The organism is Nonomuraea sp. NPDC050556 (assembly GCF_044457355.1).
Taxonomy (GTDB): Bacteria; Actinomycetota; Actinomycetes; order Streptosporangiales; family Streptosporangiaceae; genus Nonomuraea.
The window spans coordinates 179,118-204,636 of record NZ_JBITGU010000006.1 but is presented as its reverse complement, the minus strand read 5'-3'; the positions used below and the strand labels follow the sequence as shown (position 1 = coordinate 204,636).

The window sequence follows — 25,519 nt, the reverse complement described above, 5'->3', positions numbered from 1 at the left end:
TGGGTCTTCCCGACACGCCTGGGCCATTCCGCTTGTGCGCTACATCTCTGTCACCGAGAGTATCGCTATGGCTACGGGATCGAGGATGCTGCTGTCGCTCGTCGTGACCGTGGCGGTGGCCATCGTCGCGATCGCGGCGGCCGGAACGGTCATAGCTGGACGGGTCACCGCGCCGCCGTCCGTGCCCGTCTCCCGCAAGACGCTGCTCTGGGCGCCTGGCGCCTGCGTGCGCCAGGCGGGCGCGCGGGTCGAGCTGGTCGCGTGCAACGGCGGCGACGCCGAGGTCACCGCCATCGCCGCCGACCCGCCGGGGCTGGGCGGCTGCCCCGACGACACCGACGACGTCGTACGCATCAGCTCGGGCCGTACGGCCTGCACACGCAACGACCTCGACCCGCACCCCGGGGACCCCGGCAGGGGCGGCGGGGTGCTCAGGGCGGGCGACTGCCTCGCCCTGGACGGCCGCGAGCGCTCCTGCGCGACCCCAGGCTGGTACGGCAGAGCCGTCGCGGTCGTCAGATCCCCGGCGACCTGCCCCGGAGGCACCCTCGACGTGCTGAAGGTTTCCAGCGGGGTGGCGTGCCTGGGGGAGGGTGGCCAGGTGCTTGCGCGGGGTTCGTGCGTGGCGAGGCTGCGCGACGAGGTGGTCCCCAAATCGGAAATTTCACGAGTTGACTGCCGGTCTCATCGGGCATGGGCGCGGGTGACGTCCTTCGGGAAAAGTCCTGCCATGTGCCCTAAGAGTGCCAACCGTTACCTCAAGGCGTCCGGGGCGTTCCGTCCAGTGACCTGTCTACGTCTGCTAGAGCACTAAACTCGCTATACGTGAGGGAGCGAAGCGAGCGAACCAGTAAACACAGCAGTCTTAGACTCATGCGCCCGACGGAGTCGGGCGCATGAGTCTCTCCATCGGCATCGTCGGCCTGCCCAACGTCGGCAAGTCCACGCTTTTCAACGCGCTGACCAAGACGGGCAACGCCCTGGCGGCGAACTACCCGTTCGCCACCATCGAGCCCAACGTGGGCATCGTGGGCGTTCCCGACGACCGCCTGGCGACGCTCGCCGAGATCTTCGGCTCCGCCAAGATCCTCCCGGCGAAGGTCGAGTTCGTCGACATCGCCGGCCTCGTGCGCGGCGCCTCCGAGGGGCAGGGCAGGGGCAACCAGTTCCTCGCCAACATCCGCGACACCGACGCGATCTGCCAGGTCATCCGGGTGTTCAACGACCCCGACGTGACCCACGTGGACGGCGACATCTCGCCCAAGCGCGACATCGAGACGATCAACACCGAGCTGATCTACGCCGACCTGCAGACGGTGGAGAAGGCCATCCCGCGCCTGCAGAAGGAGGCGCGGACGAACAAGGACAAGAAGGCCGCGCTGGAAGCGGCTGAGGCGGCGGCCAAGGTCCTGGAGACCGGCAAGACCATCTTCGAGAGCGGTCTCGACCGCTCCGAGCTGCGCGAGCTGCACCTGCTGACGGCCAAGCCGTTCCTCTACGCCTTCAACCTCGACGCCGACGAGCTCACCGACACCGCGCTGCGGGCCCAGCTCTCCGAGCTGGTCGCCCCGGCCGAGGCGGTCTTCCTCGACGCCAAGATCGAGTCCGAGCTGGTCGAGCTCTCCGACGAGGAGGCGCTGGAGCTGCTGCAGTCCGTCGGTCAGGAGGAGTCCGGGCTGGCCCAGCTGGCCCGCGTCGGGTTCGAGACGCTCGGCCTGCAGACCTACCTGACGGCGGGTCCCAAGGAGACCAGGGCCTGGACGATCCGCAAGGGCGCCACCGCCCCCGAGGCGGCCGGCGTGATCCACACCGACTTCCAGCGCGGCTTCATCAAGGCCGAGGTCGTCTCGTTCGCCGACCTGGTCGAGGCCGGTTCGATCGCCAGCGCCAGGTCCGCAGGCAAGGCCAGGATCGAGGGCAAGGACTACGTCATGCGCGACGGCGACGTGGTCGAGTTCCGATTCAACGTCTGATACCGGGACAACTGCCGCGTCAACCACTTTCGCCTCCCGCGCGTCGAATCATCACGGCGCTCACGCTGAATCGGGAGGGCACCATGATCAGTCGGATACTTCGCAAGCGGCGTCCAGCCGTACCCACGCTCGTCGGCATCAGCCTCGAGGAGGAGCTCGCCCTGCTCAGGGTCGAGCTCATGTACGGCCTGCGAGTGGACAGGGAAGACTATCTCCGCAGAAAAGTGGACGAGCGCGAGGAAGTCCTCAGGAGGCTCGGGCGGCGCACGCCCGCGTCGATGCTCGCCGACCTCCGTGGCCGCCTTGACCACGTGAGCCCGCCGAGCGTGGTCGATCTCAACTCCCGGCGCAGACTGCACGCCGTGGACGGGCCGGAGCCCGCCTGACGTTGCCGTTCACCAGGCCGCATGCCCCTGAGGGGTGTGCGGCCTGAGGTGTCTTATACCAAATGCGCAGCTCGGGACAGTCCCTGCGCTCTTTGGACACCAATCCCTGGCCGCAGGGTAACGTTCCAACCGTCTGGCCAGGCCAAATACCAATTCGCAACGAAGCGGACGCCTTCTGTCATTCCATGGCGTCATGCAGACTCGGTTTGCCCCCGCACGGCGATGCCTGCAGCATGGGCGTGGCTTTCCTGGAACAATTGCAGGGACCGGTAAGGTAGCACCTTCACCACGGGTGACAGCGATCGACTAGGACGACACCGCGCCAGCCGGGGGGACGGCGCGAGCGGAGGCGTGATGGCTCGAAGGTCCACCGTCCAGCAAGGTCCTCGGATCGCTGGCGACCCCGAGCTTTCGGCGTACCCGGATTCGCCTGACTTCGACCAGCCGCCCGCGCGCAGGCCGCGCCGCGGTCGCTGGTCGGGCGGGGGCGGCCGGTGGCTCGTCTGGACGGGCCGCGCCATTCTCTGGGCACTTATCGTCGTCATCCTTTTTAATGGGATTCGTGCACCTTTCGAGCGATTTACCCAGTCCGCCGATCCAACGCCCAATGGCGTGACACCGGCCGGTGAGGGATTCCCGTCGGCGCGCGCGTCGGCATTCGCCGCGCAGTTCGCCGGGGTCTATCTGAGTTTCGACGCGGCCAACGCGCAGAACAGGGCCGCCAAACTGGCGCCCTACCTGCCCGAGGACGCCGACGACCAGTTCGGCTGGGACGGTTACGGCACCATGGGCGCAGCGGCGATCGTGCCGTACGACATCGAGATCGTCGACCAGCAGAACGCCGTCGTCACCGTGGCGTTCCAGTCGAGCGGGCGCAGGCTGCTGCTGTCCGTGCCGGTCTACACCAAGGACGGGAAGTTCGTGGTCTCAGGGCGTCCCGCGCTGCTGCCCGCTCCCGCGCCGGCCGACGCGCCGCAGGTGGTCGCGCCGGAGACCGACGACGCCGTGGCGGCCGAGCTGCGCACGCAGCTCGAAGGGTTCCTCAAGGCGTACGGCGAGGGCGACACGAACGCGCTGAGGCTCTACGTCGCCGACGGCAAGAGCGTGCCGGGCTTCGGCGGGGCGTTCAGCTTCGTCGAGCTCAAGAAGCTCGTGGTTCCCGTGGGGGGTTCCACCAGAGAGATCCAGGCCGTGGTGGTGTGGGGCGTGCCCTCGGGCGCGGTGCCTTCGGCCCAGCCAACGGGTGCGGACGCCAAGGCGGTCGACGGCCGCCTGGAGCAGGCCTACCGCATCACCGTCGAGAAGCAGGGCGCCAGATGGTTCGTCGTTGACATCCGCGGAGCCGGTCGGGCCGTTGGATAGACGTACGACCGCGCTGCTGATCGGTACCCCCCGGGAGGACGAGAAGTGATCCTTAAGACCGTAGTGCTTCACCTGATAGAGCTGGCCACGCCCTCACCCAACCCCACCGGGGTCAACACGGCGGGCCTCGCCGACTTCCTGCGCGCCTTCTTCGCCCCGCTCTTCCTCGTGGTGGTCTCCGTGGTCGCGCTCTTCTTCCTCTTCACGCGGGAGATCACGAGATTCGTGCAATTTCTGATTCTGGCTGTGGCGATCGGCGTGATCTTCTACGTTCCCAACGTCATCGAGGTGACGGCGAAGGCGATCGCGGGAGCGTTGGGCATCAAATGAGGGGTTGAGACCCGGCCTGGGCGGTCATTGAACGAGAGCGAGCGAGGGTGGAGAGGAGGACCGCGTGGACCTGCCTACGTATACCAATATCTGGCGAATCGAGAAGCGGCTCTACAAGCTGTACGACCTACGGCTGCCGATGCCGCTGCCCATCGTCTGGATCGGCGTGTTCGTCGGCGTGCTCGCCCCGTGGTCGCTGCTGCTCTACGTGGTCGGGGTGCCGATCGCGATGCCCTGGCACGTCCTTTACCTGGTGCCGCCGGGGATCGTGACGTGGTTGTCCACGCGTCCGGTGATCGAGAACAAGCGGCTGACGGAGCTGATGGAGTCGCAGCTGCGGTACCTGGGGGAGCCGCGCACGTGGGCCAGGATGGCGCCGGTCGCCGAGCCTGAGACGATCACGTTCTCTGGGCGGGTTTGGCGGGTCTCGCCTGCTACGGTGCGCGTCAAGTCGCGTACGGCGGAGCGTAAGAGGGGTCGCAAGGCTGCTCCTGGGGTGCGCACGGTGCAACCCGCTGTGGCGGCGGCCGCGGCCGCGGCCGCGCAGGCCCCGGTGGCCGAGACACCCCCGATCCGCCGAGGCGCCGCTCCTGCCTTGGGCACTGCGGCCCTTCCACAGGTGAAAACCCAGGACCTCGTGGTGGAGCCCGTCCGCGCTGCCACCCCACCCCCGAACCCCACCGTCCGCCAGCCCGAGCCTGTCCGTCAGCCCGAGCCTGTACGGCAGGCCGAGCCTGTGCTGCAGGTCGAGCCCGAGCGTCGTGTCGAGCCCGTGGCCCCGGCGGATGTGCCCGTGGAGACGCCCGCCGTACAGGCTGGGCCCACGCCGGCAAAGCCCATCGACACAGAAGCCCTGCGCCGCCTGCGCAAGCTGGCCGCCACCGCCCAGACCGCCCCCGCAACCCCCGCGGCCATCGAGACGACCCCGGCCACCACTACGCCTGCGGCCATCGAGGCGACGGTCAGTGAGGCGGCCACGCCCACGCCTGCTGCCATCGAGGTGACCCCAGCCACGCCTGCGGTTGTTGAGGCGGCCCCCGTTGCCGCGACGCCCGCGAGTGAGGCCACGCTCACCCCTGAGCCAGGCGCGGCCATCACTGAGGCCACCCCAGCGCCATCCACCCTCGAGGCCGTGGAGCCCCCTGCCGTGGACGAGGCCCGGGTGCAGCACCGCCGGGGACAGCCGCCACGCCAGGGCACCCCGGCCCCGCAGCCCGAGCAGCACATCTGGCCGCAGAAGGACCCGACCCAGGGCAGCACCGCCGTACCCGCCAAGCCCACCCAGGCCAGCCCCGCTGGGAAGCCCGCCAAGGGTGTGCCTGCCGTACCCGCCAAGCCCCTCCCGCGCCCCCCGGTCAAGGCCGCCCGTCCCCCCGCCGTCCCCCCGCCGCTGCCCGACACCCAGACCCCCGACGTCCCCGTCCCCAGGCCGGGCGACGGCAGGGTGCGCAGGGTGGAGTCCGTCGTCGGACGTGACTCCGGCGGCTGGCGCCGCATCGCGCAGGTCGTCGTCGGCGGTGGCAGCGTGCGCGGCGACGGTTCCGAGATCGACGAGGCCAGGGCCAGAGCGGTGTTCGGCGGCAGCCGGAGGATCGTCGTCCTGGGCTGCACCGGCGGCGCGGGCCAGAGCACGACGGCGCTCATGCTCGGCCACACCCTCGCCCACTACCGCGACGACCGGGTGCTCGCCGTCGACGCCAACACCGGCGGCCACACCCTGACCAGCCGCATCAAGGCCGACTCGCCCGAGACGCTGACCTCGCTGCTGTCCGGGCTCGACCGAGTCAGCGGCTACCTGACGATGCGCGCCTATACCACGCGCACCCCGAGCGGCCTGGAGGTGATCGGCGCGGACACGGAGGCGGGCGCCGAGCAGCGCCTGGCCGACCGATCCCTCTTCTCCGAGCAGCGCATGGGACAGGCGATGCACCTGCTCGACAGGCACTACAAGCTCGCCGTCATAGACCCGGCCGCTGCTCTGGCGGCGCGGATTCTGCCGTACGCGGATCAGCTCGTGCTCGTCGTCCCGGCGAGCGAGGATGCTTCCGAAGCTGTGGCGATGACGTACGAGTGGCTCGACGGGCACGGCTGCGCTGACCTGCGCAGGCGTGCGGTGATGGTGGTCAACGGGGTGAGCAGGCGCAGCATGGCCGACGTCGAGCAGGCGGAGGCCGTGGCGCGCGGCAGGTGCAGGGCGATCGTGAGAGTGCCCTGGGAGGACGAACTGGCCGCGGCCGAGCCCGTGGATCCAGGTCAGTTGCGCGCCGCCGGGCGCAGGGCCTACCTGGCCCTGGCCGGGGTCGTGGTGGCGGGCTTCGCGGCGGCGCAAGCCGTACGGCCGAGCGAGGAGGAGTTGGCGAGTGACCCCCCGGGCACGAGAATCGGTGAGCGCTAAGTGAGTAGGGCTTCTCGGGCACACAACCGACTTGCGGTCAGATACTTCGACGACCGCATCCTGCTCACGGACACCTCCGCGTGGGCATATTTCCGGCTTCCAACGGTCAGCTATGAGTTCGTCACCCCGGAAGAGCGCGAGGCGCTGGCCACCAACGTCACGATCGCGCTGGCCGCGATCCGGATGCCGGACGCCGAGGTGCACCTGCGCGTGGCGCACCGCACCTACCCGGCGGCCGAGTGGGCGATGGCGCTCAACGGCACCTCGGACGAGGGGCCTGGCTGGCGTGACTACCTGGAGGAGATGTACCGGCACGTCTGGGCGAAGGACTTCTGGTCCAAGGAGGTCTATCTCGGGGTACGGCTGGGCCCGCGCGGCCGCCAGCTCGGCGCCGGGGTGCTGTCCCAGCTGTTCGGCTTCTACCAGCGCAGCGAGAAGGCGCTCGGCCTCGACGACGACCACGTGCCGGAGTCCGAGATCACCAAGTGGGCCGAGCAGGCGGAACGGCTCGGCAGGGCCCTGGCCTCCAGCGCCCTCTACGCCAGGCACGCCACCTCCACCGAGATCGCCTGGCTGTTCCAGCATGCGGCGACCGCCTCGCTCGGCGATCCGCCGCCGTCGGCGAGCGCGAAGCGGCGCTGGGGCAGGGGCGAGATCGAGTCGCTGGTCGAGGGGCAGATCCACAACGGCAGGTCGCTGCTGCGGATCGAGCAGCCGCAGGGCGACTCCTACGTCGCGCACCTGTCGTTCGCCCGCTTCCCCGACCTGATGCCGTTCCCTGACGGCGAGCCGTGGATGCACTTCGCCGACCAGCTGCCCTTCCCTGTGGAGATTTCCAGCAGGATGCGGCTGATCCCGCCGGTCAAGGCGTCCAAGGACGTCGCGCGCAAGCTCGCGCACGCCCGCGACATGGACATCCACATCCGCGAGGCGGGCGCCGAGGCGCCGATCGCGCTGGCCGAGCAGATCGACGCCGCGCGCATGCTGGAGCACGGCATCACCAAGGAACGCCTGCCCTTCGTGTACGGCTGGCACCGCCTGATCGTGTCCGCGCCGACGGAGGAGATCTGCGTCCAGCGCGTCGAGGCGGTCGTGGAGCACTACCGCGACATGGGCATCGACATCGTCAACTCCACCGGCGACCAGTTCTCGCTGTTCTGCGAGGCGCTGCCCGGCGAGAAGGTGCGGGTCAACGCCTACGCCCAGCGCCAGCCGTTGCGCACGATCGCGGGCGGCATGGCGACGGCCACCGTCGACCTGGGCGACCGGCTCGACGACGGCGCTTCAGGCTGGCTCGGGCCGTACATCGGGGAGACCGTCGGCAGGGCGCGCAGCATCGTCCACTTCGACCCGCTGGTCGCCGCCAGCCGCAACCGGCCGACGGCCATCGCGGTGACCGGCGAGCCTGGCGGCGGCAAGACGACCCTGGCGCTGCTGATGATCTACCAGATGGCGCTGCGCGGGGTCACCGTGGCGGTGATCGACCCGAAGGGCGACGCCGAGTCGCTGGTGCAGCTGCTGCAGAAGCGGGGCCGCAAGGCGCGCATCATCCCGCTGGGCTCGGCCGCTCCCGGCCTGCTCGACCCGTTCTCCTTCGGCGACGACATCGCGGCGAAGAAGACGATGGCCACCGAGACCCTGCGGCTGCTGCTGCCGCGCATGTCGGAGGAGCGCGAGTCCGCGATGATCCAGGCGGTCGCCGCGGTCTCCAACGCGCCAGACCCGTCGCTCGGCAAGGTGGTCGACTTCCTGGAGCAGGCGGAGGACGCCGCTTCCAAGAACCTCGGCGCGGTCCTGCGCTCGATGTCGGAGATGCACCTGGCCACGCTCTGCTTCGACCCGTCGGGCGGCGACCAGATCGACAGTGAGGGCTGGACGACCGTGTTCACCCTCGGCGGTCTGACCCTGCCGGACGTGGCGACCGGGCGCGACGACTACTCCTACGAGCAGCGGCTGTCCGTGGCGCTGCTCTACCTGGTGTCACAGTTCGCCCGCAGGCTGATGAACGGGCTCGACCGGCGGGCGCCGAAGGCGATCTTCCTGGACGAGGCGTGGGCGATCACCTCGACGCCCGAGGGGGCCAAGCTGGTGCCCGAGGTGAGCAGGATGGGCCGCTCGCGCAACACCGCGCTGGTGCTCGTCTCACAGAACGCGGGCGACCTGCTGAACGAGCAGGTGACCAACTGCCTGTCGTCGGTGTTCGCCTTCCGGTCGACCGAGCGGGTCGAAGTCGATCATGTGATGGCCCTGCTGGGGGTAGACGGATCTGAAGAACACAGGGCCGTTCTTCGCTCCCTGGGCAACGGGGAATGCATTTTCCGTGATCTCGATGGCAGGGCCGGGCGCATCGGAGTAGACCTGATCTCCGAGGAGCTGCTCCGGTGGCTCGACACGAACCCGACGCACGACAAACCCGGCGAGAACGGGCATGATCATCAAGGGGGAGTGGGCAGAGCGCAGGAGGTGCGGTCATGAGGCTTCGCAGGCGGCTGATGCTGGCCCTGGTGTTCATCGTCGCCTTGCTCGCCGTACCCATCGTGACCACGGCGTTCCAACCAGCGGCTGCCGCGCCCTGTGACCTGTCGCCCGACCTCGCCCCCGAGGTCGTCGGCGCCGGGGTCGACGGGCTGCTCGCCGCGCCCAACCCGCAGCAGGGCTCGCCGACGACCAACTACGCCGAGTTCGGCAACGCCGGGCTGTTCTGGCACACGAACGAGCTCGGCTGCGACGACATCGCGGCCGTGCTGGGCAACGCGTGGGCCAACACGATCTTCTCCTGGGCCAAGGCGCTCGACCGGCTGACGATCACCACGTACCAGGCGGCGGCGACCGAGGGTCCGCTGCAGTCCATCAAGGACGTGGTCGACGACATCGTCACCAACCTGTCCAACGCCATGTACTGGCCCTATCTCCGGCCGATCGTGATCCTCGGCGCGATCTGGCTCGCGTGGTACGGCCTGCTGCGCAAGCGCGCCACGACCACGGCCGAGGGCGTCATCTGGATGGTGCTCGCGGTCACCGTGGCGACCTGGTTCTTCAGCAGGCCGGGCGACTTCACCGGCCTGGGCAAGGTGGTGACCGACAAGACCGGCGAGATCGTCAACTCCGCCTTCTCCGGCCTGCCGGGCGCGGGCGGCGCCTCCTGCCTGCCAGGGCCGAACGGCAGCGCCATCGAACCCGGCGGTTACGGACATGTCGGTACGGCAGGCGTCGACCAGAACGCCGACGCGCTGTGGTCCACGCTCGTCTGCAAGCCGTGGCTGGTCGGGCAGTTCGGCACCGCCGACCCCAAGGCGCACATCGTCCAGGACTTCGGGCGTCCCATGCTCGAGACGCAGTCGATCAGCGTGGCCGAGCAGGCGGGCCAGGTGCCCAACAGCGGCGCCCACCAGGCCAAGTACGAAGAGATGGTCAACAAGCTCAAGGGCGACTCGCACTACTACCTGGTGCAGGGCAAGGACTGGACGACCAGGCTGGGCGTCGCGATCGGCGCGCTGATGGCCGCGATGGTCGCCGGGGTGCTGATCTTCCTGGTGGCGGTGTCGCTGCTGGTGCTCAAGGTCGGGTTCCTGCTGCTGCTGATCATGGGGCCGATCTTCCTGCTCATCGGCGTGCACCCGGGGACCGGGCGGATCATCGCGATGCGGTGGGTGGAGATGCTCATCGGCACGCTGCTGCGGCAGGCCGTGCTGGCCCTCGTGCTCGGCGTGCTCATCTACGGCTATGCGCTGATCATCTCGACGTCCATGCCGTGGGGGATGCAGATCCTGTTCATGGCTTTGCTGACGATCGCGGTGTTCTTCTACCGGCGACCGTTCCAGCACCTGTTCTCGTCGATGAACGGGCACACGCTGGCCACCCGGATGCTGGGCGACGCGGCCAGCTCGCCGACGCTGGAGCGGGCGGCGAACGTGTTGCCGCCAGTGGCCGGGGCGCGGGTCGGGCGTTGGGGTATGCGGAAGGCCGAGCCGTTGCTGCAGGCTGCGGCGATGGGTGGGGCTGGGGCGGCGGCTGCGACGGTGGCGCAGGGGTTGGCTCGGGGGGAGGACGGGGCCACGCCTGGCACGCCGTCGGGCACCCGGGTACCTGTCACGCCGGCGCCTCTCAACACCGACCAGCAGGGGGGTAAGCCTGGTGGCCGGCCTGCGCCTTCTCCTCGGACGGGCGCCGCACCACCACTCAACCTCAGCGGCACCGGGTCCGCCCCGACCCGCTCCGGCAGCCGTCCGGCGGGGGCGGCAGGGGCGGGGACGTCCGGCTCAGGCGTGCTGAGCGGCTCGGGCGGCCCGCGCACCGCATCCGGCGGGTCTGGTGGCTCGGGCGGATCTGGCGGCTCGCGCGGCGGTTCTGGTGGTTCGCGCAGTGGGTCGTCTGGCAGCCCCCGGGTGGGTGCCAGCGGTACGCGCGGCGGCGGTTGGTTCGGCGGCCGCTCAGGCGGCGGCTGGGCCCCGGGCGGTTCTGGCGGCTCGGGCTCGGGCGGGTCCAGTGGCTCGCGTAGCTCAGGCTCCGGTGGCTCGCGAAGCTCTGGCTCTGGTGGCTCGCGTGGCTCCGGCTCGGGCGGCTCCCGCGGCTCCGGCGGCAGCCTCTTCGGCGGCGGCAGCGGCGGCTCCGGTGGCAGCAGCGGCGGCGGCCGCGGATCGGGTGGAGGTATCTTCGGCGGGCGTGGTGGATCCGGTGGATCTCGTGACTCCGGTGGGTCGCGAGGCTCGGGCGGGTCGGGCGGCGGGCTGTTCGGAGGCGGTGGCCGGGGTGGGTCGGGTGGCGGTGGGAGTCGTAACGCCGACGTCCCTCAGGCACGTTCCGCAGAACCCCCACCCCTGTGGCTCCCCAGCCGCCCAGGCAACGGCCGCGGCGGCGACGACCCCCCGGTCCCGTTCTGGCTCAAGCCCAACTCCGACAAGGACTAGCGATGGCGCGCCCAGCCGTGAAGCCGCGCCAAGGCCCACTCCACGCTGCCCTTGCGCCCGGAGCGCGCGTCCGCCTGGGTGGGCGCGTGCGTGCGGACATCTCGCCCGGAGTGCGCGTCCGCCAGGGTGCGCGCGTACGTGCGGACCTTCCGTCCGGAGCGCGCATCCGCCAGGGTGCGCGCCTGTGTGCAGACCTTCCGTCCGGAGGGTGCGGACGCCGGGATGTGGACGGTGCGTCTGACACGCGCCTCCGCCAGGGTGTGCGTGCTTCGTTCGGAGCGCGCGTCCGTCGGGGCGTACGCGTGCGGTCACTCCGCCGCGAACGTGAATCCGTCACGGCGCATGTGGGAGTGCCGTCACCCTCCGGTGGGTGGCGTTGTAGGTGGGGGATCGTGATGGTGCAGGCGGGCGTGGGATGCGTCGGCCCTACTCCGGCGGGGACGCGTGATGGCGCAGGCGGGTGACAGGCGGGGTGTGGTCTTCGCCGTCGTGGTGATAATCCTGGCAGCGGTCGGGATCTACCTGACGATGATGAAGCCCAGCTCCGGTGAGCAGACAACGGCGCCACCACCGGCCAGCCGTACCACGAGCGAGGCCCCGGCGGCGACGGCGGCGCCCAGCCCGAGCAAGCCCCTGGCCACCGCCAGCGCCGCGCCCTTCGACGTCTACGCCTACCTCCCCATGACCAAGCAGCAGCTCGCCGCAGCTGCCGACCTGGCCGAGCGGTTCACCGCCGCCTACGGGACGTTCCGCTTCGACGAGGATCCCGCCGCCTACGCGTCCCGGGTCAAGGTGTTCACCACCGGCGATCTCGGCGACGCCCTCACCAGGTCCATCACGTCGCCGGGCACCGTACAGCAGAACAGGGACGACCAGGTCGTCTCCAAGGCGACGGCGAAGATGAAGGAGATCAGGCAGGTCGACAAGACGTCGGTGGTCTTCGTCGTCGTCGGTACGCAGCAGATCACCGCGAAGAGCGGCTCGTCGACGAAGGCGGAGGAGTACGCGGTCACGCTGACCCAGATGGGGTCGGACTGGCGCGTCTTCGACCTGCAGCTCGCCAAAGAGGGTCAGGACGGTGACCCAGCAGGGTGAACCGATTTCCCCCCATGCGCATCGCCCTGGCGATCGGTATCGCCGGGTTCGTCCTCATCGCGTTGATCATGTCCCCCATGTTGATGAGCTCGATCCCCTCCTTCCTCGGCGGCGGCGACCTGCCCGACTGCGAGGACGGCTCGACGCAGGTCCAGGACGCCTCGGACAACGCCACCTCCGACATCCCGCCCAACTACCTGGAGCTGTACAAGAAGCACGGCAAGAAGATCGGCGTGCAGTGGACGATCCTGGCCGCGGTCGGCAAGCGGGAGAGCGACCACGGGCGCTCCACGATGGCCGGGGTGCAGAGCGGGACCAACTACGCGGGCGCCGCCGGGCCGATGCAGTTCCTCATCAGCACGTGGGGCGGCAAGGCGCAGATCCCGATGACGGAGAAGGTCAACGGCTACGCGTCCGACGGTGACGACGACGGGATCGCCGACGTCTACAACCCGGCGGACGCGATCCTCGGCGCGGCCAAGATGCTGAAGCGCAACGGGGCGCCGGAGAACGTGCGCCAGGCGCTGTTCGTGTACAACCGCGCGTGGTGGTACGTGGATCAGGTCGAGGCGATCGCGAAGAAATACGCCAAGGACGGCGAGGTCAAGGTGCCGCCGCAGGCGGACGACTCGTGCGACGAGCCGCTGGTGGAGGCGGCGCCCAGCGATGTGGTGGGGAAGATTCTGGCGTACGCGCTGGCGCAGCGGGGCAAGCCGTACCTCTGGGGTGGGACGGGGCCGGACGCTTATGACTGTTCGGGGATCATCTACATGGCTTATCGGAGTGCCGGGCTGTCGATCCCGCGCACGACGTTCGGGCAGTGGCCGTTCGGGGTGAAGGTGCCCGCGGGGTCGGAGCAGCCGGGGGACCTGGTGTTCTTCAACGCGGGACCGGGGACGGGGCCGGACAATCCCGGGCATGTCGGGTTGGTGGTGAAAAAGGGGAAGATGGTGGAGGCGCGGTGCCGGTTGTGCGGGCCGATCAAGGTGACCAGCTACCTGGTGCGGGACGGGATCGTGGGGTTCACGCGGCCGTTGCAGAACCCTGATGTGGTGGAGCAGCTGAAGAAGTTGCAGAATTCACCGCTTTGACCACCCCCGTCCAGGCCACCGTACGGCCCAGCCAGCGAGACTGGGCATCGCGTGGATGTGCTGCGGCGTCGGAGGCAAGGGTCATAGGGCGGACGACCCGCCCGGAGAGGAAGGGCTCGCAGGGCGGAGGGTGTGAGAACGCCCACCATGGGCGGGCTGAGGCTTGGGGCCGCCTTGCGTGGCTCGAGGTCCCAGGGCCGGGGTGCCGTAGAGCGGGGGTGGCTCAGGGCGCGGTGGCGGGAAGCGGGCGAGTGGGGCGGCGTCTCCTGGGAGGGGTCACTGGAGCGGCCGGGTGGCAGGGGCGCGGCCTGAGGTGGGACGCCACTGTGGAGAAGGGCGAGCGGCGGGGTGTGTAGCCAGGCCGCGGGGGGAGGTGAGGTGCGTTTGGAGGCGGCGGGTCCCGGGGTGGTGAGGTGCGTGTGGCCAGGCCTCCCCACGAGGTGAGGGCGCGTGTGGCCAGGCTTCCCCACGGGGTGAGGGCGCGTGTGGCCAGGCCTCCCCACGAGGTGAGGGCGCGTGTGGCCAGGCTTCCCCACGGGGTGAGGGCGCGTGTGTGGGTGGCCCCCGGGAGGTGAGGGTGCGTGTGTGGGGCAAGTAGGCCGCCCTGGGTGGTTGGGGTGCGTGTGTGGGTTGGCCTCTTGGGTGGTGGGGTGTGGGGGAAGTGGGTTGGGGTGGGCGGGGCATAGTGGTTCTGGGTTGAGGAGGGTTGATGAGCATTGTTGTGGTCGCGGCGGTGATCGTGTCCGAGGGCAGGGTGCTGGCGGCCCAGCGCGCCGAACCGCCGTCCCTGGCCGGAGGCTGGGAGTTTCCCGGTGGCAAGGTCGATCCGGGCGAGAGCGATCAGCAGGCGCTTGTCAGGGAATGTCAGGAAGAGCTCGGCGTCGAGGTCGAGGTGGGCGCGCGGGTCGGTGGGGACTGGCCGCTGTCGCCCGGGTATGTGCTGCGGGTCTGGATGGCCACCATCGTCTCCGGGGTGCCGCATGCCAAGGAGCACATGGCGTTGAGGTGGCTGGGGCCGGGGGAGTACTACGACGTGGCGTGGCTGGGTGGGGATCTTCCGGTCATGCGTGCCGTAGCGGATTTGCTCGAAGAGGGTTAAGACGCTGCTCTGTGTGACATAACGAATACTAGGCGTAATGTGTCGTGCGTCGATCGGGGGATGACGCAGTGGCTGGTTGGATGGCGGCGGCCGTGGGGGCCGGCGCGCTGATTCTGGCGACCACCTCGACCACGTCAGCGGTGGCCGAGGATGCTCAGGTCGGGTTGGTATTCGATCGCATCGATGACCCTGACCCGAGCATGTGGGCGCGCACGGGGGACGTGCTGCGGTTCCGGGTACGGCTGGAGGCGGTGGCCGACGAGGCCCGCCTCGCCGTGGCCGCGAACCCGGCTGAGGCGCTGTCGGAGGTCACCTGCACGGCCTCCCCACCTGGTACGGCGACGCCCACACCTTCACCGTCTCCTTTGAGCGGCGTGTCCTGGACCTCCGCCCGGCCCAGCCTCTTCGCGTCGGTGCTGAAGCCGTCGCCTGTCGGCTGGTCCCCGATCCGCATCCCGCCGACCGTCTCAGGCGTTGTGGCCTCAGGAGCCCAGAGCCCTGCCCTCGGCAGCGCACCCGCAGGCCCCGCGATCCGCGGCGAGGCCGCAGGCCCGGTGGCTCGGGGCGAGGGTGCAGGTCCGGCGGTTCGCGGCGAGGCCGCGGCTCGGGGAGAGGGTGCGGGTCCGGCGGTTCGTGGGGAGGTCGCGGGTCCGGTGGGTCGGGGCGAGGGTGCGAACCCCGGGGCTCAGGGGAGCGTAGGGGAAGGCCAGGCGGCTACCGCTGGGGATGTGGCGATGGCAGCGCTTGGAGCCCCCGGCACGAGTGGCGTGGGGTCTGTTGGGGTTGTGGCTGGCGGTGTCGCCGCTGCGCCGGGTGGTGCGGTCGCTCTGCCGGGCGTGGATGGGGTGGGCGTGGGATCCGCCGGGGCTGCGGTCGGTGGCGCGGGTGTTGTGCCGGGTGCTGGTGGCGCGGGTGTTGTGTCGGGTGCTGGTGGCGTGAGTGTGGGGCCGGAGCCGGAGCCGGATGGGACGTTGGCGCCGGGGGTGGGGCCTTCTTCGGTGGTCACTACGGTGGCTGAGCCGGCGGGGGCGGAGGTTTGCACGCTGGGGGCGGTGTCCGGGGAGCACACGGTGGATGTTCGGCTCACTGTGCCCAAAGGTGTGGAGGAAGTGACGCTGGCTGCTGTCGCCAAGGTGCGGCGGGTGGCTGGTGAGGCGGAGCAGACGGTTACCAAGGCGCAGACCACGCCGGTCGGGGCTCGGACGGTTGTTCAGGGGTTGCGGGTGCCTGCTGAGGGGGCGCCTGAGGCTTCGGCCGGGAGTCCGCCTGAGCCGCCTGTGGGGTTCGGGGTGGAGCAGGAGCCTCAGGAAGTGGCGAGCGGCGCGCAGGAGCCGGGCGGGGCTGAGGATGGTGGCCTTTCCGTGGGTGGTCCGGAGAGTGGCGGGCCTGACGCGAGTGGCTCCGACGTCGGGGGCTCCGATGGCCGCCAAGACACGCGGGATCAGGACACGCGGGGTCAGGACACGCCGGGTCAGGGAGCGCAGCACCAGGACACGCGGGGCCAGGACGTGGGCGGGCAGGACACGCGAGGCCAAGACCCGGGTGGGCAGGACACGCGGGGGCAGGACCCGGGTGGGCAGGACGCGCAAGGTCAGGACATGCAAGGTCAAGACGTGCAGGGTCAAGACGCGTCCGGGCAGGACATGGGTGGCCAGGATGTGAGTGGCCAGGACATGGGTGGCTTCGAAGAGGGGGGAGGGGAGCAGGAACTGGAAGGTCCGCCGGAAGGGTTCCCCTCCGACCTTGGTGCGAGCGACGTCAGCGAGCAGCCCGCCGCCGACCCGGCCGTCGGCGCGACCCCGTCGCCCTCCGCCGGGCTGGCCGAGGCCGGGCAGGTGCAAGGGCTGTGGAACGATCCCCAGCTGCGCCTCCCGCAAGCCGCCCCCTCCACCGCCACCCCCTCCCCGTCCGCCCAGCCCATGGGCGCTCCACTCCCACGCCAGCTGGCGATCGCCAACAGGAAGAGCGTCAGGGACGAACCGCTGAACATGCTCACAGGCGTGCGAGGCCTGCCGCTGGCCGGGATGGGCATCGCCGTACTCCTGGCCGCTCTGTGGGGTGTGGTCAAGGCTCAGAGGGTGCGAATCCAGAGAAGGTCGCAAGCTGTGCCGTAATTCGGACTTTACTGTTACTTTTACCCGACTAGTATTCCCTTGACCATGGTTCCGGGACTGCGACGGAGGGTACAGGTGGCAGCCAGGCGAGTGACGGCCGTGTCCGCCATGCTCCTGTCGCTCGCGCTGAGCGGGACCGCGGTGGCGGCAGCCGTACCCCTGCTGGGGGCCAGTGCGTGGGCGGACCCGGGCGTCGACCCCTGCGACGCGGGCGAGACCTGTGACCCGCCGGAGGCGACGGTCACGGTGACCACCACCCTGCCGACGATCTCGCCGACCGAGGCGGTCACGACGATCACCGTGACGCCCACGCCGAAGAAGACGAAGACCCCGAAACCCACCCCCACCAAGACGGATGCGCCGACGCCCACCCAGGCGCCCACGATCACCCAGAACCCGCAGCCGATCTCCACCGCGCCGAGCGTGCCGGTGTCGACTCCCGCGCCGACGACGCCGGAGCCCGAGGTGGCGCTGCCGACGGTGAACGACACCCCGACGACGCAGCCCACCACCGACACCACGGCCTCGGAGACCGAGCCGGTGCAGTTGGAGATGCACAAGGCGCAGGACGAGTTCGACCAGTCGACGCTGACCAAGCAGCTGAGCATCCCGGCGCTGATCCTGGTGCTGCTGGCGCTGTTCGCGGTGCTGATCTTCGAGGGACGGCTGCGCAGGCTGGCCCACGCGGCGGCGGTGCGCAGGGCGGGCCCGCAGCAGCCCGAGGCGGCCGCTCCGATGCCGCCCGGCTACCCTGCTGGGCCCGGGTATGCGACGGCGGCCATGGCTGCTCCCGGTTATCCGGGGGGTACGGCTTACGCGCCCATCATCAGCTTCGTGCCGATCCAGACGTATCCGAGCGGGCCCGTGCAGTACGCCCCGGTCTATCAGCAGCCTGAGCCGGTCTACGAGACGCCACAGGAGCCCGTGGTGCTGGAGCCGGACCAGTTCGAGTCGTCGGCGGAGCAGCCCGCCTACCGGGACCCGTTCGAGCCGCTGGTGCCGCCGGTGCCTGAGGAGGAGCACGGGCTCCCGCACGGGGCCGGCGCGCCGTACGACCCGACGGTGGAGGCGCCGCTGAGCCCGGCGTCCGCGGCCGAGCTGGGCGACGAGCTGCCGTGGCAGGAGGAGGGCCCGACGGTCGTCCACCCGCTGCCGCAGAACCCCACCCTCGAAGCCCCACGCCCCACCAAGCGCACCATCTGGCGCAAAAACCCTTAACCCCTTCTTCTCGTACGGCGGAGCCAGCGGACAGCCACCCGCCGACGCTGGTTTCCGCCTGTCATGGCCAGTCGTGAGGGCTCACGGGCTGCTCGCCGTAACGACGCAACGTCAGGCGCTTCCCAGGAAAAGGCGCTTCCCGGAAAAGCGCTTCCCCGATAGACGCGAGAAGCGCCGTCGCGGAACGACGGCGCTTCTGCGGAGGAACGGCTAGCTCGGGCGGCGGAAGATCTTGTTGCCCAGCCACACCAGCGGGTCGTACTTACGGTCCACCACGCGCTCCTTCATCGGGATCAGCGCGTTGTCCGTGATCTTGATGTGCTCCGGACACACCTCGGTGCAGCACTTGGTGATGTTGCACATCCCCAGCCCGTGCTCCTTCTGCGCGGCGTCCTTGCGGTCCACCACGTCGTAAGGATGCATGTCCAGCTCAGCGATCCGCATGAGGAACCGCGGCCCGGCGAACGCGGGCTTGTTCTCCTCGTGGTCGCGGATGACGTGGCAGACGTTGTTGCACATGAAGCACTCGATGCACTTGCGGAACTCCTGCGACCGCTCGACGTCGACCTGCTTCATCCGGTACTCACCCGGCCGCACATCGGCGGGCGGCGTGAAGGACGGGATCTCGCGCGCCTTCTGGTAGTTGAAGGACACGTCGCACACGAGGTCCTTGATGACCGGGAACGTCCGCATGGGCGTGACGGTGATCGTCTCTTCCTCGTTGAATGTCGACATGCGCGTCATACAGCCCAGCCGAGGCTTGCCGTTGATCTCCATCGAGCACGAGCCGCACTTGCCCGCCTTGCAGTTCCACCGTACGGCCAGGTCGGGCGCCTGGGTGGCCTGCAGCCTGTGGATGATGTCGAGGACGACCTCGCCCTCGTTCACCTCGACGGTGAAGTCCTCGAGCTTGCCCTCGCCGCCCTCACCGCGCCAGACCTTGAACTTCGCCTTGTAACTCATCTGTCCATCTCTTCCTCGGTGAGGTACTTCTTCAGCTCGCCCGTCTCGAACAGGTCGAAGAGGTCCTGGCGCATCGGCACCTGCTGCTTCTCCTCCACGGTGATGGCCGAGCCGTCGGGCGAGGTGGAGCAGACGAGGAGCTTGCGGCGCCATTCGGCGTTCATGGTCGGGAAGTCGTCGCGGGTGTGCCCGCCCCGGCTCTCCTCGCGAAGGAGCGCGGCGCGCGCCACGCACTCCGACACCAGCAGCATGTTGCGCAGGTCGAGCGCGAGGTGCCAGCCTGGGTTGTAGATGCGCGTGCCGGCCGCGCCGACCATCTGCACCCGCTCCTTGAGCTTCTCCACCACTTCCAGCGCTTCGGCGACCTCTTCCGACTTGCGGATGATGCCGACGAGCTCGTTCATCGTGCGCTGCAGCTCGTGGTGCACTTCGTACGGGTTCTCGCCGGTCCGCTCCAGCGGGGCGAGGGCCTCGGCGTGAGCCTCCTCGATCGACTCGGCCGAGACGGTGGGACGGGCAGGAAGGGAGTCCAGGTAGGCAGCCGCGCCCGCTCCGGCGCGACGGCCGAAGACCAGCAGGTCGGACAGGGAGTTGCCGCCCAGCCGGTTGGAGCCGTGCATGCCGCCGGACACCTCACCGGCCGCGAACAGCCCGGGTACGGCTGCCGCGCCCGTGTCGGCGTCGACCTCGACGCCGCCCATGATGTAGTGGCACGTCGGGCCCACCTGCATCGGCTCGGTGGTGATGTCGACGTCGGCCAGTTCCTTGAACTGGTGGTGCATCGACGGCAGCCGCTTGATGATCTCGGCTGCTGGCAGTCGCGTCGACACGTCGAGGAAAACGCCGCCCTGCGGCGATCCGCGCCCCGCCTTCACCTCGGCGTTGATCGCGCGGGCGACCTCGTCGCGCGGCAGCAGCTCCGGGGGACGGCGGTTGTTGGCCTGGTCGGTGTACCAACGGTCGCCCTCCTCCTCGCTGGTGGCGTACTTGTCCTTGAACACCTCGGGGATGTAGTTGAACATGAACCGCTCGCCCAGCGAGTTGCGCAGGACGCCGCCGTCACCGCGGACCGACTCGGTGACGAGGATGCCGCGCACCGAGGGCGGCCAGACCATCCCGGTCGGGTGGAACTGGATGAACTCCATGTTGATCAGCGAAGCCCCGGCCAGCAGGGCCAGCGCGTGCCCGTCACCGGTGTACTCCCAGGAGTTGGAGGTCACCACGTAGGACTTGCCGATGCCCCCGGTGGCCAGCACGACCGCGGGCGCGTCGAACAGGATGAAGTTCCCCGTCTCGCGCCAGTAGCCGAATGCACCGGAGATCCGGTCGCCGTCCTTGAGCAGCCGGGTGACCGTGCACTCGGCGAAGACCTTGATGTAGGCCTCGTGGTCGCCGTGCGTCTCGTAGTCCTCCTGCTGCAGGGCGACCACGCGCTGCTGCAGCGTGCGGATCAGCTCAAGCCCGGTACGGTCACCCACGTGCGCCAGCCGCGGGTACTCGTGCCCGCCGAAGTTGCGCTGGGAGATCTTGCCGTCCTTGGTGCGGTCGAACAGCGCGCCCCACGCCTCCAGCTCCCAGACCCGGTCCGGGGCCTCCTTGGCGTGCAGCTCGGCCATGCGCCAGTTGTTGAGGAACTTGCCGCCGCGCATGGTGTCGCGGAAGTGCACCATCCAGTTGTCGTCGCTGTTGACGTTGCCCATGGCGGCCGCCGCGCCGCCCTCCGCCATGACGGTGTGCGCCTTGCCGAACAGGGACTTGCAGACGATCGCCGTGCGCTTGCCCTGCTGGCGCGCCTCGATCGCCGCCCTTAGCCCCGCTCCGCCCGCTCCGATGACAACGACGTCGTAGTCGTGACGTTCGATTTCCACTGAAATAGATCCTTATGCGAACGAGAAGGTGATGACGTCCATGGCGACCAGCCGGACGTACAGGTCGGCGATCATGACCGAGAACATCGACGCCCAGGCCAGCGGCTGGTGCTTGGCGTTCAGCTTGGAGACGATCGTCCAGGCCTTGTAGCGCACCGGGTGCCGCGAGAAGTGGTTGAGCCGTCCCGCCGTGATGTGGCGGCAGGAGTGGCACGACGCCGAGTACAGGTTGATCAGCACCGCGTTGACGATCAGGATCCAGGTGCCGAGTCCGAGCGGCTTGTGGATCAGCGCCAGGACGGCGTCGTAGGCCAGGATGAGGCCGATGACGATCGCCGCGTAGAAGAAGTAGCGGTGGATGTTCTGCATGATCAGCGGGAAGCGCGTCTCGCCGGTGTACTTGCCGTGCGGCTCCTGCACCGCGCACGCGGGCGGCGACAGCCAGAAGGAGCGGTAGTAGGACTTGCGGTAGTAGTAGCAGGTCAGCCGGAACCCGCCGGGCAGCCCGAGGATGAGCAGGCCGGGCGGCAGGGTGTACCAGTCGCCGAAGGGGGCCAGGCCGAGGAAGCGCGCCCCCTCGGGACAGGACGTCGCCAGGCAGGGCGAGGAGAACGGGGCGATGTACTCGGCCGACGGCACGTAGTAATAGCTATTGAAGATCGCCCATACGCCATAAACAAGGAACGAGCTGAGCCCCAGGAATGTCAGCAGCGGGGCCAGCCACCATCTATCCGTACGGAGCGTGCGCACCGTGATCTGGGCGCGCTGTCTCCTGACGGGGCTCTCCGGGGTCGTCTGGGTCATTGCGGACCTCTCCACCTCCCGCGGACCCTCTGATCTCATCCGATGGGTCCGGGTCGTTCGCTGGGCGCTCGGTTCTGGCGCGTTGGTGGGGGATACGTTACGACGACGGCATCCCATTGTGTGAGAAGGGTCACTCACTTTTTCGTTGACCAGCTGTGATTCCTGTCACGTCCGCCTGTCGAGACGCGGCAGCCGGACCACGCTGACGAAGAAATCATCAATTTGCCGGACAATCCGGATGAATTGCTCGAAATCCACAGGTTTCGAGACATATGCATTGGCGTGCAGGTGGTAGCTGCGAAGGATGTCCTCCTCGGCCTCCGACGTGGTCAGAATGACCACCGGAATGCTCAGAAGCGAAGAATCCGCCTTGACCTCCTGTAATACCTCCATTCCATCCATTCTTGGGAGGTTCAGGTCGAGAAGGATCAAGTCCGGACGCGGCGCCTCCGCGTACTCGCCCTCCTGCCGCAGGAACGCCATCGCCTGCTCGCCGTCGCACACCACGTGCAGCCGGTTCTTGACCTTGTTCAGGTCGAAGGCCTCGCGGGTGAGCAAGATGTCACCCTTGTCGTCCTCGACCAGGAGGACCTCGATCGGGCGCCAGTCGTTCATCAGGAGTCTCCAGCGGGAAGGGTCCAGCGGAACGTCGCCCCAGGACCCTCGGCCTCGGCGTCCAGCCACAGCAGGCCGCCGTGGTACTCGACGATCTTCCTGCAGAGGGCCAGGCCGATGCCGGTGCCGGGATACACGTCGCGGGCGTGCAGGCGCTGGAAGATCAGGAAGATGCGGTCGGCGTACTTGCCCGCCACCCCGATGCCGTTGTCCGAGCAGCTCAGCTCCCACATCTCGCCCACCCGCTTGGCGCCGATGTGGATGCGCGGCGGCAGGTCGGAGCGGAACTTCACCGAGTTCTCGATCAGGTTCTGGAACAGCTGGGTGAGCTGCAGCTTGTTGCCGATGACGACCGGCAGGTCGTCCCAGGTGACCACCGCGCCGGTGTCCTCGACGGCCGCGGACAGGTTCAGCAGGGCCGCGCGCAGCGCCTCGCCCGAGTTGGTCACCGATCGCTCGCCGGTGATCCGGCCGACCCTGGAGAAGTCGAGCAGGTCGTTGATCAGCGCCTGCATGCGCTTGGCGCCGTCGACGGCGTAGGCGATGTACTGCTTGGCGCGCTCGTCGAGCTGGTCACCGTACCTCTGCTCCAGCATCTGGGTGAAGCTGGCGACCTTGCGCAGCGGCTCCTGGAGGTCGTGGCTGGCGACGTAGGCGAACTGCTCCAGCTCGCCGTTCGACCTGCGCAGCTCGTCGGCCTGGTCCTCGGCCGAGCGCATGCTGCTGACGATGCGCCGGCGCATGGAGTCGATGTGGCTGGACAGCTCGGCGAGCTCGGCAGGACGGTCCACGCCCAGCGGACGGTCGAAGTCGCCCGCCGCCACAGCGTTCACCTGGGCGGCCAGCTGCCCGATCGGGCGGAGTACGGCGTAGCGGATGATCAGCCACAACCCGACCCCGCCCAGCACCACAACGGCCAAGACCGCGCCGAGCGCGTAGCCCAGCCGGTTCACCTGCTCCGCGACCTCGGGACGCGGGGTCAGGTTGCCGATCTGGATGATCATCGCGAGCGAGATGCCCGCCGCGATCAGGAACGCCACGGTGGTCGCGACCCCCGCCAGGACGAACCACCGGGCCACGGGCAGCCGCCCGAGCCCCTGCGGCTCCTTGGCCGGTGGCAGGGGGCTGAGATTCACGGTCTCCTCCTGATCAACACGGCGGCGAGGTCGTCGGTGAAGGAGTCGACGTGGCCGATCAGGTGGTCCAGGTCGATCGAGCCGTGTTCCCTGACCAGCTCGACCAGTCCGTCAGCGCCCAGTTCGTGCCCGTCCACCGTCGCCTCTATCAGGCCGTCCGTGTAGAGCAGCATGGACCAGTCCTGCCCGAGCTGGACCTCGATAGTCCGCCACTCCTCGTCGGGAAAGATGCCCAGCGGCGGCCCGGAGGGCGCGTCGGGCACCGTCTCGACCACCCCGTCGCGCACGATCAGCGGCGGTGGGTGGCCGACCACCCGCATCAGCGCCCGCTGCAGGTCCGGGGTGATGGTGGCGATGCACAGCGTGGTGAAGATCTCCGGAGCCTTACGCTCCACCCGCAGGAGCGCGTCCAGGGTACGCAGCAGGTCGTCGCCGGTGTGCCCGGCCAGCACCAGGGTCCGCCAGGCGATCCGCATCGCGACCCCCAGGGCGGCCTCGTCCGGGCCGTGCCCGCACACGTCGCCCACGACCACGTGGATGGAGCCGTCCGGCGCCTCCACGGTGTCGAAGAAGTCCCCGGCGAGCAGCGTCTGCTGCCTGCCTGGCAGGTAGCGGGTGGTGTGCTCCAGCGCCTGGGTGCGTAAGAGCGCGACGGGCAGCAGCCCGTGCTCCAGGCGGGAGTTCTCCTGGGCGAGCAGGTCGGCCTCGATGAGCCGGTGGTGGGCCAGGTCGGCCCGCTTGCGCTCCATGGCGTACCTGATGGACCTGGCCAGGAGGGGCGCGGTGATGTCCTGCTTGACCAGGTAGTCCTGAGCTCCCGCCTGGACGGCCGCGACGCCGGCGCGCACGTCCCTGTTGCCGGTCAGGACCAGCACGGCCGCCTGCGGCGCCAGCTCCACCACCAGCTCGGGCGCCTCCAGGCCGGACGCGTCGGGCATCGACAGGTCGCACAGCACGATCTGGATGTCGGCGTTGAGCTTGGCCCTGGCCTCGGCGAGGTTGCGCGCCCTGGTCACCTTGGGCGGCGCTTCAGCCTGCTCCAGCAGGTCCTGGACGATGAAGGCGTCGCCGTCGTCGTCCTCGATGAGGAGCAGTGTCAACGTCACAGACAGAGTCGCCGTCACACGTGACCTCTTGGGGTTAGGACGTATCGAGCCCCATTGTCTACACGTAAGGGACGATCAGCTCAACCCCCTGCGGGAGAGTCGCCTCGTGCGCGGCTTCGGCCAGGAAGAACAGCAGTGTCGCCCGGAACGCCTGGGCCGCCCGGGTCGGTTCGACGTCCTTGCGGTGGGCGAGCGCGATGGACCTGCGCAGGCCCGGAGGGGCCAGCGGGGTGCCGGCGAGGCCCGGCCTGCCGTCCAGCACCATCGAGGGCACCACGGCCACGCCCAGCCCCGCCTCCACGAAGCGCAGGACCGCGTCCATCTCGCCGCCCTCGACGGCGAAGCGCGGCTCGAACCCGGCCTGCCTGCACGCGGTGAGCGTGGCCTCGCGCAGGTCGTAGCCGCGGCGGAACATCACCATCGGCCGCCCACGCAGGTCCTCGATCCTGAGGTACGGCTTGCGCGGCCGCTCGTGCGACGGCGAGACCACCACGAGGTTCTCCCGCAGGATCTCCTCGGTCACCAGCGACGGGTCGTCGCTCTGCAGCGGCAGGATGATCAGTGACAGGTCGAGCTGGCCGCGCGCCAGCGTACGCACCAGATCGCGCGAGCCGCCCTCCTCGACCAGCAGCTCGATGCCCGGGTAGTCGCGGTGGAAGCGGGCGAGCGCGTCGGCCAGCAGCCCGGCGCAGAGCGACGGCGTCGCGCCCAGTCGTACGCGGCCCCTGCGCAGCCCGGCGAGCTCGGCCACCTCCTGGCGGGCCGTGTCGGCGTCGGCGAGCATCCGGCGCGCCAGGGGGAGCAGCGCCTCGCCCGCCGGGGTCAGCGTCACGTTGCCGCGCGCCCTGGAGAACAGCGGCGCGCCGAGCTCGGTCTCCAGAGCCTTGATCTGCTTGCTGAGGGACGGCTGCGCGACCCGCATCCGCTCGGCCGCCTGGGTGAAGTGCCTGGTCTCCGCGACCGCGACGAAGTAGGCGAGCTGCTGCAACTGCATGGAGGTCCTGTGATTTTGATCGCACGGAGCGGCCCCGATCAACCGCGATAGCCGTACAAATCT

At 69.4% G+C, this 25,519-nt stretch carries 22 protein-coding genes; 14 read left to right on the top strand and 8 right to left on the bottom strand.

Annotated features, from left to right (window positions below; translation table 11 throughout):
• The first annotated feature begins 67 nt into the window (after positions 1-67).
• From ACIBG8_RS47705 to ACIBG8_RS47655, 11 genes are all read left to right on the top strand, one after another.
• Complete coding sequence (locus tag ACIBG8_RS47705) at positions 68-814, top strand: hypothetical protein (protein WP_397349959.1); 747 nt, start codon at positions 68-70, stop codon at positions 812-814.
• Between the two features lie 82 nt (positions 815-896).
• Positions 897-1,973, top strand: a complete 1,077-nt coding sequence (ychF, locus tag ACIBG8_RS47700; protein WP_397349958.1) for a redox-regulated ATPase YchF — start codon at positions 897-899, stop codon at positions 1,971-1,973.
• An 83-nt stretch (positions 1,974-2,056) separates the two neighbouring features.
• Positions 2,057-2,359: a hypothetical protein gene (locus ACIBG8_RS47695; protein ID WP_397349957.1), complete on the top strand. Its 303-nt coding sequence runs from the start codon at positions 2,057-2,059 to the stop codon at positions 2,357-2,359.
• Positions 2,360-2,971: 612 nt separating this feature from the next.
• On the top strand, positions 2,972-3,721 hold the full coding sequence (locus ACIBG8_RS47690) for a conjugal transfer protein (protein ID WP_397349956.1): 750 nt from the start codon (positions 2,972-2,974) through the stop codon (positions 3,719-3,721).
• A 45-nt stretch (positions 3,722-3,766) separates the two neighbouring features.
• Positions 3,767-4,051, top strand: coding sequence for a hypothetical protein (locus tag ACIBG8_RS47685; RefSeq protein WP_397349955.1), 285 nt, complete (start codon positions 3,767-3,769; stop codon positions 4,049-4,051).
• Between the two features lie 64 nt (positions 4,052-4,115).
• Positions 4,116-6,446 carry a TcpE family conjugal transfer membrane protein gene (locus tag ACIBG8_RS47680; protein WP_397349954.1) on the top strand — a complete coding sequence of 777 codons (2,331 nt, stop codon included), beginning with the start codon at positions 4,116-4,118 and terminating at the stop codon, positions 6,444-6,446.
• Positions 6,447-8,921, top strand: coding sequence for an ATP-binding protein (locus tag ACIBG8_RS47675; protein ID WP_397349953.1), 2,475 nt, complete (start codon positions 6,447-6,449; stop codon positions 8,919-8,921).
• A complete protein-coding gene (locus tag ACIBG8_RS47670; RefSeq protein ID WP_397349952.1) occupies positions 8,918-11,353 on the top strand; it encodes a type IV secretion system protein in 2,436 nt (811 codons plus the stop codon). Before ACIBG8_RS47675 ends, ACIBG8_RS47670 begins: the two co-directional genes overlap by 4 nt.
• A 447-nt stretch (positions 11,354-11,800) precedes the next feature.
• Positions 11,801-12,448, top strand: a complete 648-nt coding sequence (locus ACIBG8_RS47665; RefSeq protein ID WP_397349951.1) for a hypothetical protein — start codon at positions 11,801-11,803, stop codon at positions 12,446-12,448.
• 14 nt (positions 12,449-12,462) lie between these two features.
• Positions 12,463-13,539 carry an NlpC/P60 family protein gene (locus tag ACIBG8_RS47660; RefSeq protein ID WP_397349950.1) on the top strand — a complete coding sequence of 359 codons (1,077 nt, stop codon included), beginning with the start codon at positions 12,463-12,465 and terminating at the stop codon, positions 13,537-13,539.
• A 709-nt stretch (positions 13,540-14,248) separates the two neighbouring features.
• Positions 14,249-14,638, top strand: a complete 390-nt coding sequence (locus tag ACIBG8_RS47655) for a (deoxy)nucleoside triphosphate pyrophosphohydrolase (protein WP_397349949.1) — start codon at positions 14,249-14,251, stop codon at positions 14,636-14,638.
• Between the two features lie 154 nt (positions 14,639-14,792).
• Here the strand turns inward: ACIBG8_RS47655 and ACIBG8_RS47650 are convergent, their stop codons facing one another.
• Positions 14,793-15,092 carry a hypothetical protein gene (locus ACIBG8_RS47650; protein ID WP_397349948.1) on the bottom strand — a complete coding sequence of 100 codons (300 nt, stop codon included), beginning with the start codon at positions 15,090-15,092 and terminating at the stop codon, positions 14,793-14,795.
• A 308-nt stretch (positions 15,093-15,400) separates the two neighbouring features.
• On the opposite strand from ACIBG8_RS47650, the gene ACIBG8_RS47645 reads away from it, so the two are divergent.
• The 3 genes from ACIBG8_RS47645 to ACIBG8_RS47635 all read left to right on the top strand — a co-directional run bounded on the left by ACIBG8_RS47645 (position 15,401) and on the right by ACIBG8_RS47635 (position 17,970).
• Positions 15,401-15,577: a hypothetical protein gene (locus ACIBG8_RS47645; RefSeq protein ID WP_397349947.1), complete on the top strand. Its 177-nt coding sequence runs from the start codon at positions 15,401-15,403 to the stop codon at positions 15,575-15,577.
• Between the two features lie 674 nt (positions 15,578-16,251).
• A complete protein-coding gene (locus tag ACIBG8_RS47640) occupies positions 16,252-16,752 on the top strand; it encodes a hypothetical protein (protein ID WP_397349946.1) in 501 nt (166 codons plus the stop codon).
• Between the two features lie 75 nt (positions 16,753-16,827).
• Entirely contained in the window at positions 16,828-17,970 is a 1,143-nt protein-coding gene (locus ACIBG8_RS47635) for a hypothetical protein (protein ID WP_397349945.1), read from the top strand.
• A gap of 210 nt (positions 17,971-18,180) precedes the next feature.
• On the opposite strand, the gene ACIBG8_RS47630 is transcribed toward ACIBG8_RS47635, so the two are convergent.
• The 7 genes from ACIBG8_RS47630 to ACIBG8_RS47600 all read right to left on the bottom strand — a co-directional run bounded on the left by ACIBG8_RS47630 (position 18,181) and on the right by ACIBG8_RS47600 (position 25,456).
• On the bottom strand, positions 18,181-18,933 hold the full coding sequence (locus ACIBG8_RS47630) for a succinate dehydrogenase/fumarate reductase iron-sulfur subunit (protein WP_397349944.1): 753 nt from the start codon (positions 18,931-18,933) through the stop codon (positions 18,181-18,183).
• On the bottom strand, positions 18,930-20,801 hold the full coding sequence (locus tag ACIBG8_RS47625) for a fumarate reductase/succinate dehydrogenase flavoprotein subunit (RefSeq protein ID WP_397349943.1): 1,872 nt from the start codon (positions 20,799-20,801) through the stop codon (positions 18,930-18,932). Before ACIBG8_RS47625 ends, ACIBG8_RS47630 begins: the two co-directional genes overlap by 4 nt.
• A gap of 12 nt (positions 20,802-20,813) precedes the next feature.
• Positions 20,814-21,605, bottom strand: a complete 792-nt coding sequence (locus ACIBG8_RS47620) for a hypothetical protein (protein ID WP_397349942.1) — start codon at positions 21,603-21,605, stop codon at positions 20,814-20,816.
• Between the two features lie 165 nt (positions 21,606-21,770).
• On the bottom strand, positions 21,771-22,220 hold the full coding sequence (locus ACIBG8_RS47615; protein WP_397349941.1) for a response regulator: 450 nt from the start codon (positions 22,218-22,220) through the stop codon (positions 21,771-21,773).
• The gene (locus tag ACIBG8_RS47610; RefSeq protein ID WP_397349940.1) at positions 22,220-23,356 is read right to left on the bottom strand and encodes an ATP-binding protein; all 1,137 of its coding nucleotides are present in this window, start codon (positions 23,354-23,356) and stop codon (positions 22,220-22,222) included. Before ACIBG8_RS47610 ends, ACIBG8_RS47615 begins: the two co-directional genes overlap by 1 nt.
• Entirely contained in the window at positions 23,353-24,462 is a 1,110-nt protein-coding gene (locus ACIBG8_RS47605) for a PP2C family protein-serine/threonine phosphatase (RefSeq protein ID WP_397349939.1), read from the bottom strand. Before ACIBG8_RS47605 ends, ACIBG8_RS47610 begins: the two co-directional genes overlap by 4 nt.
• 58 nt (positions 24,463-24,520) lie before the next feature.
• Positions 24,521-25,456, bottom strand: coding sequence for a LysR family transcriptional regulator (locus ACIBG8_RS47600; RefSeq protein ID WP_397349938.1), 936 nt, complete (start codon positions 25,454-25,456; stop codon positions 24,521-24,523).
• Positions 25,457-25,519 lie beyond the last annotated feature (63 nt).

Coding starts and splice junctions, on each gene's coding strand:
- ACIBG8_RS47670 (WP_397349952.1), top strand. CDS start 8,918: ATGAGGCTTCGCAGGCGGCTGATGCTGGCCCTGGTGTTCATCGTCGCC.
- ACIBG8_RS47600 (WP_397349938.1), bottom strand. CDS start 25,456: ATGCAGTTGCAGCAGCTCGCCTACTTCGTCGCGGTCGCGGAGACCAGG.
- ACIBG8_RS47695 (WP_397349957.1), top strand. CDS start 2,057: ATGATCAGTCGGATACTTCGCAAGCGGCGTCCAGCCGTACCCACGCTC.
- ACIBG8_RS47665 (WP_397349951.1), top strand. CDS start 11,801: ATGGCGCAGGCGGGTGACAGGCGGGGTGTGGTCTTCGCCGTCGTGGTG.
- ychF (WP_397349958.1), top strand. CDS start 897: ATGAGTCTCTCCATCGGCATCGTCGGCCTGCCCAACGTCGGCAAGTCC.
- ACIBG8_RS47630 (WP_397349944.1), bottom strand. CDS start 18,933: ATGAGTTACAAGGCGAAGTTCAAGGTCTGGCGCGGTGAGGGCGGCGAG.
- ACIBG8_RS47615 (WP_397349941.1), bottom strand. CDS start 22,220: ATGAACGACTGGCGCCCGATCGAGGTCCTCCTGGTCGAGGACGACAAG.
- ACIBG8_RS47650 (WP_397349948.1), bottom strand. CDS start 15,092: ATGCGGATCGGGGACCAGCCGACAGGCGACGGCTTCAGCACCGACGCG.
- ACIBG8_RS47705 (WP_397349959.1), top strand. CDS start 68: ATGGCTACGGGATCGAGGATGCTGCTGTCGCTCGTCGTGACCGTGGCG.
- ACIBG8_RS47655 (WP_397349949.1), top strand. CDS start 14,249: ATGAGCATTGTTGTGGTCGCGGCGGTGATCGTGTCCGAGGGCAGGGTG.
- ACIBG8_RS47620 (WP_397349942.1), bottom strand. CDS start 21,605: ATGACCCAGACGACCCCGGAGAGCCCCGTCAGGAGACAGCGCGCCCAG.
- ACIBG8_RS47660 (WP_397349950.1), top strand. CDS start 12,463: ATGCGCATCGCCCTGGCGATCGGTATCGCCGGGTTCGTCCTCATCGCG.